The 15,172-nt window shown below is 69.7% G+C and carries 13 protein-coding genes; 10 read left to right on the top strand and 3 right to left on the bottom strand.

Going from position 1 to position 15,172, the window contains the following annotated elements; translation table 11 throughout:
• The first annotated feature begins 24 nt into the window (after positions 1–24).
• From N5079_RS26270 to N5079_RS26300, 7 genes are all read left to right on the top strand, one after another.
• The gene (locus tag N5079_RS26270; protein WP_261586859.1) at positions 25–1,098 is read left to right on the top strand and encodes a 4Fe-4S dicluster domain-containing protein; all 1,074 of its coding nucleotides are present in this window, start codon (positions 25–27) and stop codon (positions 1,096–1,098) included.
• Positions 1,095–1,937, top strand: coding sequence for an FAD/NAD(P)-binding protein (locus N5079_RS26275; RefSeq protein WP_261586764.1), 843 nt, complete (start codon positions 1,095–1,097; stop codon positions 1,935–1,937). Before N5079_RS26270 ends, N5079_RS26275 begins: the two co-directional genes overlap by 4 nt.
• Positions 1,937–2,743, top strand: a complete 807-nt coding sequence (locus tag N5079_RS26280; RefSeq protein ID WP_261586765.1) for an oxidoreductase — start codon at positions 1,937–1,939, stop codon at positions 2,741–2,743. Before N5079_RS26275 ends, N5079_RS26280 begins: the two co-directional genes overlap by 1 nt.
• Positions 2,740–4,029 (top strand): Ni/Fe hydrogenase subunit alpha, encoded by a 1,290-nt coding sequence (locus N5079_RS26285; protein WP_261586766.1) that lies wholly within the window; start codon positions 2,740–2,742, stop codon positions 4,027–4,029. Before N5079_RS26280 ends, N5079_RS26285 begins: the two co-directional genes overlap by 4 nt.
• A complete protein-coding gene (locus N5079_RS26290) occupies positions 4,013–4,573 on the top strand; it encodes a hydrogenase maturation protease (protein ID WP_261586767.1) in 561 nt (186 codons plus the stop codon). The genes N5079_RS26285 and N5079_RS26290 overlap by 17 nt, the downstream gene beginning before the upstream one ends.
• Positions 4,570–6,237, top strand: coding sequence for a GAF domain-containing sensor histidine kinase (locus N5079_RS26295; RefSeq protein WP_261586768.1), 1,668 nt, complete (start codon positions 4,570–4,572; stop codon positions 6,235–6,237). The genes N5079_RS26290 and N5079_RS26295 overlap by 4 nt, the downstream gene beginning before the upstream one ends.
• 396 nt (positions 6,238–6,633) lie before the next feature.
• Entirely contained in the window at positions 6,634–6,840 is a 207-nt protein-coding gene (locus tag N5079_RS26300; RefSeq protein WP_261586769.1) for a hypothetical protein, read from the top strand.
• 30 nt (positions 6,841–6,870) lie between these two features.
• On the opposite strand, the gene N5079_RS26305 is transcribed toward N5079_RS26300, so the two are convergent.
• Positions 6,871–7,317 (bottom strand): OsmC family protein, encoded by a 447-nt coding sequence (locus N5079_RS26305; protein WP_261586770.1) that lies wholly within the window; start codon positions 7,315–7,317, stop codon positions 6,871–6,873.
• A gap of 538 nt (positions 7,318–7,855) precedes the next feature.
• On the opposite strand from N5079_RS26305, the gene N5079_RS26310 reads away from it, so the two are divergent.
• Positions 7,856–8,443, top strand: coding sequence for a CBS domain-containing protein (locus N5079_RS26310; RefSeq protein ID WP_261586772.1), 588 nt, complete (start codon positions 7,856–7,858; stop codon positions 8,441–8,443).
• Positions 8,444–8,612: 169 nt separating this feature from the next.
• Complete coding sequence (locus N5079_RS26315) at positions 8,613–11,219, top strand: cation-translocating P-type ATPase (protein WP_261586773.1); 2,607 nt, start codon at positions 8,613–8,615, stop codon at positions 11,217–11,219.
• A gap of 37 nt (positions 11,220–11,256) precedes the next feature.
• On the opposite strand, the gene N5079_RS26320 is transcribed toward N5079_RS26315, so the two are convergent.
• The gene (locus N5079_RS26320) at positions 11,257–11,934 is read right to left on the bottom strand and encodes a CBS domain-containing protein (protein ID WP_261586774.1); all 678 of its coding nucleotides are present in this window, start codon (positions 11,932–11,934) and stop codon (positions 11,257–11,259) included.
• A 279-nt stretch (positions 11,935–12,213) separates the two neighbouring features.
• On the opposite strand from N5079_RS26320, the gene N5079_RS35630 reads away from it, so the two are divergent.
• The gene (locus N5079_RS35630; protein ID WP_410007831.1) at positions 12,214–12,429 is read left to right on the top strand and encodes a CBS domain-containing protein; all 216 of its coding nucleotides are present in this window, start codon (positions 12,214–12,216) and stop codon (positions 12,427–12,429) included.
• Here N5079_RS35630 and N5079_RS26325 read toward each other — a convergent pair.
• Positions 12,338–15,058, bottom strand: a complete 2,721-nt coding sequence (locus N5079_RS26325; RefSeq protein ID WP_261586776.1) for a GNAT family N-acetyltransferase — start codon at positions 15,056–15,058, stop codon at positions 12,338–12,340. The genes N5079_RS35630 and N5079_RS26325 overlap by 92 nt on opposite strands.
• Between the last annotated feature and the right edge of the window lie 114 nt (positions 15,059–15,172).

A 15,172-nucleotide genomic window follows, 5' to 3' on the forward strand; every position in this document is an offset into this window, starting at 1 on the left:
TGCAGCGGCGGGAGGGGGTATCCCATGGACGCTGTCGTGATGGATTCACTGGAACCGCTGGTCACGGAGCTGCGGTCGCGTGGGTTCACTGTCGTCGGGCCGGTGGCGCGTAACGGCGCGATCCGGATGGACGAGGTCTCCTCGGCGGCCGAGTTGCCGCGGGGAAAGGGAGATCAGCAGGAGCCCGGGCGCTATCGGCTGACCGAGCGAGACGACGATATGATCTTCGACTTCGCCGCCAGCCCCGACTCCGCCAAGCGTTACACCCAGCCGCCCCGGCAGACCCTCGTGCGCATGCGGGAGGAGACGGTTGAGGAGGTTGAGCCGGAGGCGCCTCTCGTCGCCCTGCTGGGGGTGCGTCCGTGCGACCTGGCCGCGCTGGCCGTACAGGACCGGGTGTTCCTCGGGGGGAGGCATCCCGATCCCGCCTATCGCAGGCGGCGCGAGGCGTTGTTCCTGGTGACGGTGAACTGCGCGGTGCCCGGTGGCACCTGTTTCTGCGTCTCGATGGGCACCGGGCCGAGGGCGAGCACCGGGTTCGATCTTGCTCTCACCGAGCTCGCCGCCCCGCACCGGTTCTTGATCGAGGCGGGAAGCGAGCGAGGCGCGGAGGTCATCGAGGCTCTGCCACATGTCCCGGCCGTGCAGCACGATCTGGTGGCCGCCGAGGCGGTGTCCCGTACGGCGGCCGAGCATATGGGCCGTCAGGTGGAGACGGAAGGCATCCAGGAGTGGCTGCCGGAGGCGCACGACTCGCCCCGCTGGAACGAGGTCGCGTCGCGCTGTCTCGCCTGCACCAACTGCACCATGGTGTGTCCCACGTGCTTCTGCACCACCATGGAGGACACCACCGACCTCGGCAGCGGTACGGCGGAGCGGATCGAGCGCTGGGACTCCTGCTTCACATTGGAGTTCTCCGAGCTCAACGGCTCTCCCGTGCGCGGTTCGGGGGCCGGACGTTACCGGCAGTGGCTGACGCACAAGTTCGCGACATGGTTCGACCAGTTCGGCACGTCCGGCTGCGTGGGCTGCGGACGGTGCATCACGTGGTGCCCGGTCGGCATCGATGTGACCGAGGAGCTGGCGAATCTGCGATGAGGCCGGAGATGAGGCCGGAGCCGCATCCGATGACGCCCGAGCCGTACCGCGTGCGCTCCCGCCGGCCCGACCGGGCCGACACGGTTACCTTGACGCTGGAGCCGGTCCAGGGGGTGTGCCCTCCTTTCGTGCCGGGCCAGTTCACGATGCTCTACGCCCCGGGAGTCGGGGAGATCCCGATCTCGATCAGCGGCCGGGCGCGGTCGGGCGGGTACGTGCAGACGATTCGCGCGGTCGGTGCGGTCAGCGGCGCGCTGTGCCGTAAACGGCGGGGAGAGATCGTGGGGCTCCGCGGGCCGTACGGCACGGGGTGGGACATGTCGGCCGCGGCCGGGCTGGACGTTGTCGTCGCGGCCGGGGGGCTCGGTCTGGCCCCGCTACGGCCGGTCGTGCGGGACCTGGCCAGGCACGCGTCCCGGTACGGGCGCGTCAGCGTGATCGTCGGCGCCCGGACGCCCGCGACCGTCATCTATCCCCGGGAGCTGGCCCGCTGGCGTGACGATCATGGCATCGACGTCCAGGTGACCGTGGACCACCCCGACCGGGCGTGGAAGGGGCCGGTGGGGCTGGTCACGCGACTGATCGATCGAATCGTCTTCGACCCCCGCCACGCCTTCGCCTTCATATGCGGGCCGGACGCCATGATCAAGGCCACGGCCGCGGAGCTGGTGCGGCGCGGCGTGCGGCCCGGGCGTCTGGCGGTGCTGCTGGAGCGCAACATGAAGTGCGGCGTCGGCCGGTGCGGCCATTGCCAGCTCGGGCCGTTGTTCGTCTGCGTGGACGGGCCGGTGGTGACCTACGACCGGGCGGCCCCGCTGCTCGCGGTCAGGGAGCTGTGATGAGCACTTCGAAGGACACCCGGCGAGTCCCGCGGCTGGCCGTGTGGAAGTTCGCCTCATGTGACGGCTGCCAGCTCACGCTGCTGGACTGCGAGGACGAGCTGCTGTCGCTGGCGGTCAAGGTGGAGATCGCCTACTTCCTGGAGGCGTCCAGCGCGGTGGGGCGCGGGCCGTACGACCTGTCGCTGGTGGAGGGGTCGATCACCACCCCCGAGGATCTGGAGCGAATCCAGCACGTGCGGCGGGTGTCGAAGCACCTGGTGACGATCGGCGCGTGCGCCACCGCGGGCGGGATCCAGGCGCTGCGTAACTTCGCTGACGTGAAAGAGTTCGCCTCGGTCGTCTACGCCCGGCCCGACTACGTCGCCACGCTGGAGCATTCGACACCGATCTCCGCCCACGTGCCGGTCGACTTCGAGCTGCGCGGCTGCCCGATCGACAAGAGGCAGTTGCTCGAGGTCATCTCGGCCTTCCTGGCCGGGCGCCGCCCCGTCGTGCCGCCGCACAGCGTCTGCGTGGAGTGTAAGGCCCGGGGCAACGTCTGCGTCATGGTCGCGCACGGCACGCCCTGTCTCGGGCCGGTCACCCAGGCCGGCTGCGGAGCCCTCTGCCCGGCGTTCAACCGCGGCTGTTACGGCTGCTTCGGCCCCATGGAAAGGCCGAACGTGGGGGCCCTGAACAGGCAACTGCGGGAGCTCGGCATGAGCACGCCCGAGCTCGTGCGCGTCTACCGGACGTTCAACGCCACAGAGGAGCCCTTCCGCCAGGCGTCCGAGCGTGCCGAGGAGGCAGGAGGCCGGGAGTGACGCACAAGACGATCCGAGTGGGCGGGCTGTCGCGGGTGGAGGGCGAAGGAGCGCTGACGGTGCGCGCCCGCGACGGCCGCGTCACCGGACTGGAGCTGCGGATCTACGAGCCGCCACGCTTCTTCGAGGCGTTGCTGCGCGGCCGCTCCCACACCGAGCCGCCGGACATCACCGCCCGCATCTGCGGCATCTGCCCGGTGGCCTACCAGATGAGCGCCTGCCAGGCCATCGAGTCGGCATGCGGCGCCCGTGTGTCCGGCCCGCTGCGGGACCTGAGGCTGCTGCTGTATTACGGCGAGTGGATCGAGTCGCACGCGCTGCACGTCTACCTCCTGCACGCGCCCGACTTCCTGGGATACGAGAGCGGTATCGCGATGGCGGCCGACCACCGGGACCTCGTCGAACGCGGGCTGTCGCTGAAGAAGGCCGGCAACGCGCTGGTCGCGGCCATCGGAGGCAGGCCGATCCACCCCGTCAACGTGAAAGTCGGCGGCTTCTACCGGGTTCCCACCCGCCGGGAGCTCGCCCCGGCCGCCGAGCGGCTCCGCCGCGCCCGCGAAGTCGCCGTCGCCACCGTCTCCTGGGTGGCCGGGTTCGACTTCCCCGACATCGAGCACGACTACCGGTTCCTCGCGCTCTCCCATCCGGGCGAGTACGCCATCCTGTCGGGCTCCGTGGCCACCAGCGACGGCGAGGGATTCGACGTGCATGAGTGGCCCGCGCATGTGACCGAGGAGCAGGTGCCCCATTCCACCGCCCTGCACGCCCGGCTCGACGGAGCCGCCGGCTACCTTGTGGGGCCGATGGCCCGCTACAGCCTCAACTCGGCGCAGCTGTCCGCACTGGCCAGACAGGCCGCCGCCGAGGTCAGCCTCGGCCAATACTGCCGCAACCCCTTCCGCGGCATCGTCGTGCGGGCAGTGGAAATCGTCCACGCCTGCGACGAGGCGCTGCGGATCATCGAGAACTACACCGAACCCGACACGCCCGCCGTCCCGGTCGAACCCCGGGCGGCCACCGGCCACGGCGCCTCGGAAGCGCCGCGCGGCACCCTCTACCACCGGTACCGCATCGACGCCGACGGCCTGATCGCCGAAGCCGACATCGTGCCGCCCACCTCGCAGAACCAGGCCCGGATCGAGACGGATCTGCTGCATCTCATCGAACCCCGGCTGCACCTGCCGAAGGAGGAGCTGACCGCGCTCTGCGAACGCGCGATCCGTAACTACGACCCGTGCATCTCCTGCTCGGCGCACTTCCTCGACCTCCATGTCGACGCCCAGTAGAACGCCTGGTAAGACACCCGGTAGAACAGTCGTCATCGGCCTCGGCGGCGACGCCCGGGGCGACGACGCCGCGGGCCTCGAAGTCGTCCGGCTGCTACGGGATACGCTTCCGCCGTCCGTCGCCGTCGTGGAGAACGCCGGCGATCCCGCCGAGCTGATCGACAGCTGGACCGGCACCGACCTGGCCATCGTGATCGACGCGGTCTCCTCAGGGGCGGCGCCGGGCACCGTGCACCGGCACACCGATATCGCCGGGGTCGCTGGGGTCGCTGGGGTCGCGTCGTGGCATGGCAGCTCCCACTCCTTCGGCCTGGCCGACGCGATCGACCTCGGCCGCGCGCTCGGCCGCCTGCCCGGAGAACTGGTCGTTCTTGGCATCGAGGGGGACGATTTCACGATCGGAGCGCCGATGACACCGCCGGTCCGAGCCGCGGTCCGCCACATGGCCGATGCCATGCGGACACTGTTCTATGCGCCGAAAGTGCCTGGCCGGTGTCACCGGTGGGACGCTTTCAGGTGTAGCGGAGATGGGGACGGACCGTGATCCCCCACACGCGTCTGGATGAGTTGCTGGCCGAGCTGCGCGCCAGGCTGGATGCGGTGCTGGCCACGCGCGACCGCGTGCACGCCCTGCTGGAGTCGGTGGTCTCGGTCGGCAGCGAACTCGATCTGGAGACGGTGCTGCGCCGGATCGTGGAAGCTGCCGCGACTTTGGTCGAGGCCACTTATGGCGCGCTGGGCGTGGTCGGTCACGACGACACGCTCGTCCAGTTCGTCCCGGTGGGACTCAGCGAGGAGGAGATCGCCAGGATCGAGCACTGGCCGCACGGGCTCGGCCTGCTGGGGCTGCTCATCAAGGAGCCGGCGCCGTTGCGGCTGGCCGACATCTCCCTGCACCCCGAGTCATACGGCTTCCCGCCTGGCCATCCTCCCATGCGCAGCTTTCTGGGGGTGCCGGTGCGGCTGCGTGAGGAGGTGTTCGGCAACCTCTACTTGACCGAGAAGCGCGGGGGCGGCGAGTTCGACGCGGACGATCAGGCGATCGTCGTCGCGCTGGCCACGGCGGCGGGCGTGGCGATCGAGAACGCCCGGCTGTATGAGGAGACCCGGAGGCGGGAGACCTGGCTGGAGGCATCCTCGAAGATCACCGCCAGCCTGCTGTCGGGTGCCGAACCGCAAGAGGTGCTCTCCCTGATCGCCGGGCAGGCGCGGGAGATGGCCGCAGCCGACATCGTGGTCATTCTTCTTCCCGACGAGAGCGGGGAACTTCTGCAGGTGGTGATCGCGGACGGTCAGGGCGCCGAAGCCGTTGTCGGCAGAGCGGTCACCGTGGCAGGCTCCCTCGCCGGGCAAGCCTTCTTGACCGGCAAGCCCTTCATGCTCACCGACATGGAGGACTCGGACCTCATCACGATCTTCCGCGATTGCCTGCCCATGGGCTCGGTAGGAGCTGTTCCGCTCGGCACGGCCGGAGCCGTACACGGCGTGCTGTCGCTGGGTAAGCGTTCGGGCCGCTTCCCGTTCAACCAGGCAGAGCTCCGCATGCTGCACGCGTTCGCCGGGCATGCGGCCATCGCGCTGGAGTTGGCTGAGACGCGCAAGGATGCCGAACGGCTCCGCCTGCTGGAGGATCGTGACCGGATCGCCAAGGACCTGCACGACGTCGTAATCCAGCGGTTGTTCGCCGTGGCGTTGACGCTGATAGGCGCGGTACGGCTGATCGAGCGGCCGGAGGCGTCCTCTCGCCTGCAGAACGCCATCGATGAGCTGGACAGCACGATCAAGCAGATTCGCTCCACTATCTTCGGGTTACAGGCGCCCGGCGAGACCGGTCTACGGGCCGAGATCGTGAAGCTGGTTGAGGGGACGAGAAGGCATCTCGGCTTTATGCCGGCCCTCATGCTGGAAGGCCATCTGGACAACGAGGTGTCCGCCGACATCTCCCGACGACTGCTCGCCGTCCTCCGCGAGGCCCTTTCGAACCTGGTACGGCATGCCGGGGCGTCCCAGGCGTCCGTGACGATCCGTACGGCGAACGGCCTGCTGACGCTGGTGGTGGAGGACAACGGGGTCGGGATCCCGCAGGACGCCCGCCGGAGTGGGCTGCTCAACCTGGAGGAACGGGCTGCCGGTCTCGGCGGCTCGTTCGCCCTGGAACGCCCCCAGTCCGGCGGCACCCGGCTGACGTGGAGCGTGCCTCTGCAGTGAGCCCGCGGGGCGACCGGCTGGACTGATGTGGCGCTACGTCGGCCGGCTCGGTGCCCGTTTCAGTAACGGGTGCCCGATCATGCTGGCCGCGGGACAGCCCTCGTCGTGCAGCGGGTTGCCGTATCCGGAGATGACGACGGTGGCGCGGCAGGCGTGCAGAGCTTCGGCGAGGCCTCGGTGCCCCTCGTGGCGGTAGTTCCGCTCGCGGGTGCTGCCCAGGGTCGGCGCGGGTCAACGTACAAGAGGCTCTTGCGGTGGCGGCCGTAGGCGGCGATGACCTCCAGGGCGTCGCAGCACTCCAGCGACACGCGGACCAGGCGCTCGGCGACGCCGTACATCCGCTCCAAGTAGCCAGCGAGCCTGACGGGGCATCGAGGTGTGCGCGGCGTCGCCGACGTGGAACCGCCAACCGTCCTGCGCAAGGTGCCGGTCCGGCCCTGCGTCAGCCGTACCCAGACGGGGGCGGGCGCGCTCGAGTTCGTGATCGGACAGATCGCCGTAGGCCGACTCCTGCTCGGCGCGCGAATGCGGAGTCAGCGCGCACACGCGGGCCAGCTCGGTAGGGCACTCGCGCAGAACCCCCTCGCATTCGAGTCGGAGTGAGGCATTGCTCGAAACTCCGTGATGTTTGCCTCATGGGTACTGCGGGGCGTGTTTCAGCGCGGGGTCGGCTTCCGCGATGCGGATCTGAAAAGTGATTTCCGGCGGCACCCGCAGTGAGTTGTGCACGGTGCCGTGCTCCACGATGTTCGCGAAGGATTCCCGCAATCCTTCGGGGACGCCGGGAGCCTCGACGACCAGGTCGACATGACTGACATGCGCCGGGTGAAGGCCCAGGCCGTAATGGGCGGTTACGGAGACACCGGCGGGCAGTTGGCAGCGGTGGAGGTATCGCTCGGCGCAATGGGCGATGCCGGCCGCGAGGCTGCCGATGAACAACTCCACGGGCGTGGGGCCGGTGTCGCTTCCGCCGAAATCTTTGGGCTGGTCGACACGAACCATGTGATGGCGGATCAGCACGTCGAAGCGGTCACCGCCGTGCCAGGAGATCTTTACCATGCCGTTCCGGTTCTGTTTCACGGGTAACTCCACGGATCCGTGCCGAGTAGCTTCAAGTGGCTCGTGCTGAATTGGCGGTGTAAAGGCATCCGGAATCGTGCGCCGGCCTTCCGCGATGGTTCGCGGACATCGCGGACCTTACCCAGCCGGAACACCACGCCCCGCTGGTACTGTCGCACGATGGCGACACCAAGATTCGGCATGACGACCTCCCCAGGTTTTCTTTCACGCTGCGTCCTAGACCCCGTGGCGGCTAGGGACCTAAGCCCCCGCCTCATGGGTCCCAGGTCCAAATCCGACGCCCTCCCGGAGTGCTAGAAACCGCTGATGCGGCGGCCGGTGATGTCGTGCGGGATGATGCGGATCATCTTTCGCCGCGGGTAGCCGGGCGGGTAGGGGACTTGGTCCGCCGGAGGCTGGACGAAACGTCCCGGCGTACGCCGGGCGGGCGCGGCTCAAATGAGCGCTGACGGGTGCGGGACCTTCGACTCTGGGTGACGAGCTGGTCAGGGGTATGAGATGGAGCAACGGGGGTGATGTGATGCTCGTCCGGGAAGTGATGACTGCGCCGGCACTGACCGTATCGCGCTCATGGACGGTCAAGCAGGCCGTCCACCTGCTTTACGAACAGGACATCACGGCCGCGCCGGTGGTTGACGAGAAAGGCCGGATGGTGGGGATCGTCAGCGAGATGGACCTGCTTCGCGGCGAGTTCGAAGCCGACCCCCAGGCTTACCTCGGACCTGCGGCCCTGCCCGGCTCGCGGCCACCCGTGGGCGTGCAAGACGTCATGACACCGAATGTCAAAACCATCCCGGAGACCGCGGACGTCCTCGATCTCGTGGACCTGATGATCACGACAGGCGTCAAGAGCGTTCCCGTCATGCGCGGCGACGACCTGGTGGGAGTCGTCAGCCGGCGTGACCTGATGGGGATGCTGGCCTACGCGGACGAGAGGATTCGCGATGACGTGCTGGTGGCGTTGCGCGATTCCCCGGAGACATCGCCGGAGGCGGCGCTCTGGCAGGTCGCCGTACGCGACGGAGTCGTCCGACTGTACGGCCAGGTGGACGAGAGGTCGGCACGAATCGCCGAGGTGATCGCCGGGTCAGCGCCCGGGGTGGTCCGCGTGGTGCGCGACCCGTGAGACACCTCGATATGGGGGTGCGCCGTCGTGGCGGTGTCACCGGCTTGCGGCAGGGTTCAGGCGGCCCGGCTGTCCATCACCTCACCCGCGGCCGTGCGGCGGTCGTCCGCCTCCCGCCGCGCGGCTCTGAACGGCAGCCGGACTGATGGTCCAGACCGGGGAAGGGGCCATGCCTGCTGACCGGCATAGGACGGCGCAGGTCACGGCGGCAGGCTTGCCCCGCGAAGAAGCCGCGCGGCGGCTGGCTGAGTACGGCCCCAACACGATCGGGAAGCGGCCTCGGCCACCCCTATGGCGTCGAGTGCTGGACCAGATGCGGGACCCGCTGATCCTGGTCCTCCTGGCAGCCGCCGTGCTGACACTTGTGACCGGGGATCACCCCGACGCCGTCGCCATCCTGCTGGTGATCACCGCGAATACGGCCATCGGCCTGGTGCAGGAAGTACGGGCGGAACAGACTATCGCCGCCCTCGCGGACCTGAGCGCTCCGGTTGCCCGTGTGATACGAGATGGCCAGGAGCGCCAGGTCGCGTCGGCGGAGGTGGTGCCGGGTGATCTGGTGTTGCTGGGCGAGGGCGACGTCGTGCCGGCGGACGGGGACGTGGTGGAGGCCGCGGGGCTGTTGGTGGACGAGTCCGCGCTGACCGGGGAGTCCGTGCCGGTGGACAAGGCCCCCGGCGACAGCCCGGAGCACGGCGCGGTGGCCTCGGGCACTGTCGTGGTGCGCGGTCGCGGACGCGTCATGGTCACCGCTACCGGGACGGCGAGCACGATCGGCCGTCTCGCGTCCCTGATGGACACCGGGTTCGGCCTGACCCCGCTGCAGTGCCGCCTGGCCGGTCTCGGCCGGGTCCTGGCCGCCGTCACGGTCGCTCTGTGCGCGGTGGTCCTCACCCTCGGCCTGCTGCGCGGGCAATCGCCGGAACTGATGATCGTGGCCGCGATCAGCTTGGCCGTCGCGGCCGTGCCCGAATCACTACCCGCAGTGGTGACTTTGGGACTGGCGCTGGGAGCCCGGCGAATGGCCGGCCGGCAAGCCGTCATCCGGCGCCTGCCCGCGGTGGAGACATTGGGCTCGGTCACGGTGATCGCCACGGACAAGACCGGAACCCTGACCGAGGGCCGGATGGTCGCCGAGAAACTGTGGACACCACACGGTGAAGCGACGATCACCGGCATCGGCTACGCGCCGCAGGGCCACATCGTCCGCGCCGGCAGCCCGATCACCGCCGGGGACGCCCCCGACCTGGCCGCCCTGCTGCGCGCCGGCGTGCTTTGCAACGACGCGACGCTGCGACCGCCGGTGGGAGATGGCACATCTTGGCAGGCGATGGGCGATCCCACCGAGGCCGCCCTGCTCACGGCGGGCGCCAAGCTCGGCTTGGACCGGCCGGCCCTGGAGCGCGAACTGCCGCGGGTCGCGGAGATCCCGTTCGACAGCAGCCGCAAGCGCATGACGACCGTGCACCGCTTGCCCGGTGGAGGGGTGCGCGTGGTGTGTAAAGGAGCCCCCGAGTTGGTGCTCCGACCTCCCATTCTGGACGAGGACGCGCAGGTGCTCGCCCGGGCCGTGGCCTGGGCCGAGAAATCGGCGGGTGCGGGGTATCGAGTTCTGGCTATCGCCGCGACCGACCGGCCGACACAGCCTCATTGTCCGGACGACTGGGAAAAAGGCCTGTCGCTCCTCGGCCTGGTGGCCATCCTCGACCCACCACGCAGCCAGGCCCACGCGACCATCACGGCCATCCGGGCCGCCGGTATCACGCCCGTGGTCATCACCGGGGATCACCCGCTTACCGCCCAGGCGATAGCCGAACGGCTCGGCATCACCACCACCGATCAGCAGGTCACCACCGGCGACCGGATCCGGCAGGGCACCGCTGGGCCGCTGACCGATATACGCATCTGCGCCCGGACCACTCCCGAGCAGAAAGTGGACATCATCGAGGCTTGGCGCCAGGCCGGACACGTGGTGGCGATGACGGGGGACGGCGTCAACGACGGCCCGGCTCTCCGCCGCGCCGACATCGGCGTCGCCATGGGCCGCCGCGGCACAGAAGTCGCCCGCCAGGCCGCCGACATGGTTTTGGCCGACGACGACCTTGCCACCCTCGTCGCCGCAGTCGACGAGGGTCGCCGCATCTACGCCAACATTCGCCGGTTCCTGCTCTATGGTCTTGCCGGGGGCACCGCGGAGATCCTTGTCATGCTTCTCGGGCCCTTCCTGGGAATGCCACTGCCCTTGCTTCCCTCGCAGATCCTGTGGATCAACCTGCTCACCCACGGCGTGCCCGGCGTGGCGCTCGGCGCCGAGCCCGGCGAACCCAACGCGATGCGTTGTCCCCCACGGCCGCCGGGGGAGAAGGTGCTGGGCGCAGGCTTGTGGCGGCGGATCGTCTTCATGGGATCATTCATCGCGCTGATCACCCTGGTGGCCGGGGTATGGGCGCGCGACACCGGCCACCCCTGGCAGTCCCTGGTCTTCCTGGTCCTCGGAGCGACACAGTTCGGCGTCGCGCTGGGGTCCCGGGCACGCCCGGGCAGCCTTGCCAACCCGTTTCTCCTGGCGGCCGTGGGGGCGGCAGTGCTGCTGCAAATCGCCGGCGTATACCTGCCGCCGTTGCAGGCCCTGTTGGGCACCCAACCCCTGCCGCCAAGCTGCCTGGCGATCGCATCCGCGATGGCCGCCCTCAGCTATGTCGTCATGCGCCTGCAAACACAGCTGGGCCGGACCAAGCAGCATCATGAACCGCTCCGAGTTCGTGGAAAGCCCTGATGCGGTCCCCGTAGGGCGAGGGCCGGCGGGGACTCAATCACGTTGTCGCCCAGGTGGGAGTGTCGTCCTCCTTCCACGCCAGCCTGTCGACGACTTCGATCACCCCGTTGACCCGTTCGGTCATCCGTACGAGAATCCGCACGTCGCTGCGGCGGGCCAGCTGGCCGCTCAGCGTTACGACACCGCGGGCCGCACGGACATGGACGCCTGAGGTGTCCGCCCACAGGGCACCTTCGACGATGTCGTCGCGCACCTCGCGGGCGATGTCGTCGTCAGTCCGGACGAAGACCTTGAGCACGTCGTGGCGGCTGATGATGCCTTCGAGCCGCCCTTCGTCGTCGACGACGGGTAGCCGCTTCACCCTTTCCTCGTCCATGATCCGGGCCGCGCTCACCACGCTGGTGTACGGCCTGACCGTGATCGCCGGGGCGGTCATCAGCTCGGCCGCCGTCTCCCCGTGGGCCTTCTCCTCCGTCCTCCCGCCCTGCGGGCCGAGGTGCTCGCGGAGCCGCGCACGGAGCGGAGGGTGGTAGCCCTCGCCGAAGTACTGCTCCCTGAACTCCTCCTTGTGGAGCAGGTCGGCCTCCGACACGACACCGATGACGTGGCCCTCGCCGTCCACCACTGGAACCGCGCTCACCCTGTGGGCGATGAGCACCTCGGCGACGTCCCTGAACGGAGTGCTGCCGTTGACCGACGCGACGTCTCTTGTCATGATGTCCCGCACCTCAGCATGCATGATGGCCCCCCTCGATTTGCGCACGGTCCCGTCCTCGCCCACGAGACCGGGAGATCAGCTCCGCTCGCCGGCGAGTTGCACGCGGACGTGGTGGAGGATTCCCTGGCCGTAGGCAGCCTTGGCGTCCTTCTCGCCCGCGTTCGGCTTCCTGCCTCCATCACATCGCCGAGGGCATATTCCGGAAAGGGACGGACGGCCTTCGCGTCGGGGTCGTTCGCCATGACTTGCCCAGTCTCAACGATGGCGGGCGAGATCATGACCACTCCCGCGATCATCGTGACCGGCGGCACCCCGGCGAGGGACGCGGCCAGGCTCATGCACCGGAACAGGATCAAGCAGGTCCCCGTCACCCGTCCAAGGTGGTGCCCATGCCGTACCTTCAGCGGAGCCGGCGGCGGTACGGGGACGGGCACGGTGAGGCGGGGGCGAGCCGTATGCGCACGTCCACCGCCACCGCACCGGCCGGCGTGACGATGACGGGGTTGAGATCGAGCTCGGCGATCTCCGGCAGGTCGTCCATCAGGCGGCCCACTCGGACGATCTGGCTTTCCAGCGCCTCGATGTCCGCGCGTGGCCGTCCCCGGTAGCCGGACAGCAGGGGAGCGCACCGGAGCTCTCCGAGCATCTCCGCGGCTTCCGCGCGGTTGATGGGCGGCACCCGGAAGGCCCGGTCGGCGAGGAGCTCCGCGGTGACCCCGCCGGGCCCGGCCATGATGAGCGGCCCGAACGCCTCGTGCGCGACACCGCCGACGATCATTTCGACGCCGTCCGCCGCCATGCGCTGTACGATCGCGCCCGTCATCGCGGGGCCGATCCGCTCGGCCATGTCCCGGTAGGCCTGCCGGACCTCGCCGGGCGTGCGCAGGTCGAGCCGTACGCCGCCGACGTCGCTCTTGTGCACCAGATCCGGACCTGAGGCCTTCACCACCGCAGGAAGTCCGACCAGGTCGGCGGCCTCGGCGGCGGTCTCGGGGCTGTCGGCGATCACGGACTCGGCGACGTGGATGCCATAACACGAGAGGAGGGAGATCGCGGTGCGGGTGTCGAGCCAACGCCCCTCCGGGTGGGCGGCGAGGTCCCGTTCGACGATCGCGCGAGCCGTGCGCAGGTCAAGTCCCGTCATGTCCTCGGGCGGAGCCACGGGTCGCGTCCGCCACGAGGCGTAGTCGGCGGCGCGGCTCAGGGCGTGAACGGCCTGCTCGGGAAAGGCGTAGCTGGGGACGGCCCCACCGATGAGCCCGTCATGTCCCGCGATACAGGCGAGCACGGTCGTGGCGGAGCCGGCCGCGGCGGTGGCGATGGCGTCTCGGGTGGCGTCGAGGCCGGACCCGAACGGGGGCGTGTAGACGACGAGTACGACGTCGACGTCTGGATCGGTGAGGACGGTCTCGATCGCGGACGCGAACTCTCCGGCGTCGCCCTCGGCGGTCAGGTCCACCGGGTTCCGTACGGCGGCGGCCGTACGGAGCCGGGACCGGAGGGCCTGCTGAGTGGCGGGGGAGAGCTCAGGGACGACGAGGCCGCGCTGTTCGCAGGCGTCGGCGGTCATCGCCCCCGGGCCGCCGGAGTTGCCGACGATCGCGACCCGTACCCCTGTCTCCGTGGGGCCGGCGGGCAGCGGCTGGAAGGCGAGCAGACGGGCGGTGTCGAGCAGGTCCCGCACGCTGTCCTCGCGGATCACCCCCGAGGCCCGCAGCAGGGTGTCCACTGCCACGTCAGGGGTCGCCGCGGCGGCGGTGTGCGAGTGCACGGCGCGGTCGCCGGAGGGGCTGCGCCCGCTCTTCACGACGATGATCGGTTTGCGCGCGCTGATCCTGCGGGCGATGCGGCCGAACCTGCGGGGGTTGCCGAACGACTCCAGATACAGGGCGATGACGCCGGTATCGGGGTCGTCCTCCCAGTATTCGAGCAGGTCGTTGCCGCTGACGTCGGCCTTGTTGCCGACCGAGGCGAACGAGGAGACGCCCAGTCCCAGCTCGGCGGCGCGGTCGAGCACGGCGACCGCGACCGCGCCCGACTGTGACATCAGGCCGAGGGGGCCTCGGGACATCAGGCCGAGGGGGCCTCGGGACATCAGGCCGAGGGGGCCCCGGGCCGGCCGGCCGGGGAGGAAGCTCGCGTTGAGCGATGCCCCGGTGTTGACGACGCCGAGGCAGTTGGGTCCGACGAGGCGCATGCCCATCTCCCGGCAGATCCTCAGCAGCTCCCGCTCCGCGCCGTCGTCGCCGGTCTCGGCGAATCCGGCCGTGAGGACCACCAGGCCGCGCACGCCGTGCTGGGCGCAGTCCCTCGCGGCGTCCAGGACCGTGGCGGCCGGTGTGGCGATCACGCCGAGCTCGGCGTGCCCGGGCAGGGCGGCGAGATCGGGATAGGCCGGTAGACCACATACCTCCGTGGCGTGGGGATTGACGGGGTAGACGGGCCCGGGGAAGCCCCCGTCGACCAGGTTGCGCAGCACGCGATGCCCGATTTTGGTCGGGTCTCGGCTCGCCCCGATGACGGCGACCGATTGAGGGGCGAGCACGTGGGCGAGCGAGTTGCGCTCCGCCTCGTGTTCGCGCGTCTCGATCTCCTCAAGGAGGCGGGCGGTCGGCTGCGGCGCGATGCGTATCTCCACCTCGCCCGAGTCGTACCGCCGCGTGACCGGCAGGCCGAGATCTCCGATGACCCGCAGCATCGGCCGGTTGTCGGCCAGCACGGTGGCGAGGAGTTCCTGGAGGCCGTTGGCGGCGGCGTCGATGGCGATGTACTCCAGCAGGAGGGTACCGAGTCCCTGGCCGTGGACCTGGTCGTCGAGCAGGATCCCGACATCCGCCGAAGGCCTGTGGTGGTCGGGGATGTACTCGGCCACGCCGACCAGCGTTCCTCCGATCAGGGCGACCAGCGCATGGCCTGCGTAGTCGGGCCCGGTCAGGCGGTCCATGTACGCGTGGGCTGTGGCTGTGCCTCCCGCGAAGAAGCGGAGGTACGCCGACCGCTCGGACGACCTGGCGACCAGCGCGTGCAGGGCTTCGCGGTCGGAGGCGCGCAATGGCCGGATATGTGCGATACCGCCGTCACGCAGCAGGGCGTCGCACTCCTCGGCGATCGGTCGAGTCATGATCTCAGCGTCCGCCAAACGGCCTCGCCGTCCCCAGAGTCCTAGTCCCCTTCCCGGTAGGGCCTGTCGTCCCGACACTGTTTCGGCAGGCCGGAAGCCTGATCACCTTCTCGG

Origin of the sequence: Planotetraspora sp. A-T 1434 (genome assembly GCF_025420585.1) — a bacterium.
Classification (GTDB): Bacteria; Actinomycetota; Actinomycetes; order Streptosporangiales; family Streptosporangiaceae; genus JAOEGB01.

Excerpts from the sequence above, each read along its gene's own strand:
- N5079_RS26275 (WP_261586764.1), top strand. The coding sequence starts at position 1,095 with ATGAGGCCGGAGATGAGGCCGGAGCCGCATCCGATGACGCCCGAGCCG.
- N5079_RS26315 (WP_261586773.1), top strand. The coding sequence starts at position 8,613 with ATGCCTGCTGACCGGCATAGGACGGCGCAGGTCACGGCGGCAGGCTTG.
- N5079_RS26290 (WP_261586767.1), top strand. The coding sequence starts at position 4,013 with ATGTCGACGCCCAGTAGAACGCCTGGTAAGACACCCGGTAGAACAGTC.
- N5079_RS26320 (WP_261586774.1), bottom strand. The coding sequence starts at position 11,934 with ATGACAAGAGACGTCGCGTCGGTCAACGGCAGCACTCCGTTCAGGGAC.
- N5079_RS26270 (WP_261586859.1), top strand. The coding sequence starts at position 25 with ATGGACGCTGTCGTGATGGATTCACTGGAACCGCTGGTCACGGAGCTG.
- N5079_RS35630 (WP_410007831.1), top strand. The coding sequence starts at position 12,214 with ATGACCACTCCCGCGATCATCGTGACCGGCGGCACCCCGGCGAGGGAC.
- N5079_RS26280 (WP_261586765.1), top strand. The coding sequence starts at position 1,937 with ATGAGCACTTCGAAGGACACCCGGCGAGTCCCGCGGCTGGCCGTGTGG.
- N5079_RS26310 (WP_261586772.1), top strand. The coding sequence starts at position 7,856 with ATGACTGCGCCGGCACTGACCGTATCGCGCTCATGGACGGTCAAGCAG.
- N5079_RS26325 (WP_261586776.1), bottom strand. The coding sequence starts at position 15,058 with ATGACTCGACCGATCGCCGAGGAGTGCGACGCCCTGCTGCGTGACGGC.